The 553-nt window shown below is 46.7% G+C and carries 2 tRNA genes; both read left to right on the forward strand.

From position 1 onward, the window contains the following. The first annotated feature begins 325 nt into the window (after positions 1–325). Positions 326–402: transfer RNA gene (locus KU854_RS24685), tRNA-Met, on the forward strand. A 26-nt stretch (positions 403–428) separates the two neighbouring features. Further along, a tRNA-Leu gene (locus KU854_RS24690) sits at positions 429–515 on the forward strand. Positions 516–553: the final 38 nt, after the last annotated feature.

Consider the following 553-nt stretch of genomic DNA (forward strand, 5'->3'; position numbering starts at 1 on the left):
GGCGATACATCATGTGTTGCCCATTAAGCGAGAAGATCGAATATACCCGAGAGCCGTGAAGCCTAAGGCAAAGAAATACCCCAATAAAAAGAAAGCCAGTCAGCTTAACTGACTGGCATTAGGCTAATGCCAGCTTTTGTTTTATCTATTTGTTGAAAAATCGTGGCTTCCAGGTAGCCAGCTGTTGGTTATCCCATCAAGATGATTAAATTGACAGCGAAGACACCGAAATCGAAAAAAAAGCAAAGGAAAATGGTTGACGCGCCCCATGCTTCTTCGCATAATGCGCCCCGCACTCAGGGGATAACCCCGAAAGAAAAAAGATGGCTACGTAGCTCAGTTGGTTAGAGCACATCACTCATAATGATGGGGTCACAGGTTCGAATCCCGTCGTAGCCACCATCTTCTTCTTTCCAGTGCATTGCGATGCGATGGTGGCGGAATTGGTAGACGCGCTAGCTTCAGGTGTTAGTGTCCTTACGGACGTGAGAGTTCAAGTCTCTCCCTTCGCACCAAATCTTTGCTGAATAAGCAGAGTACAATTGGGGTATCG

Origin of the sequence: Enterovibrio paralichthyis, from assembly GCF_019209835.1 — a bacterium.
Lineage (GTDB): Bacteria > Pseudomonadota > Gammaproteobacteria > Enterobacterales > Vibrionaceae > Enterovibrio > Enterovibrio paralichthyis.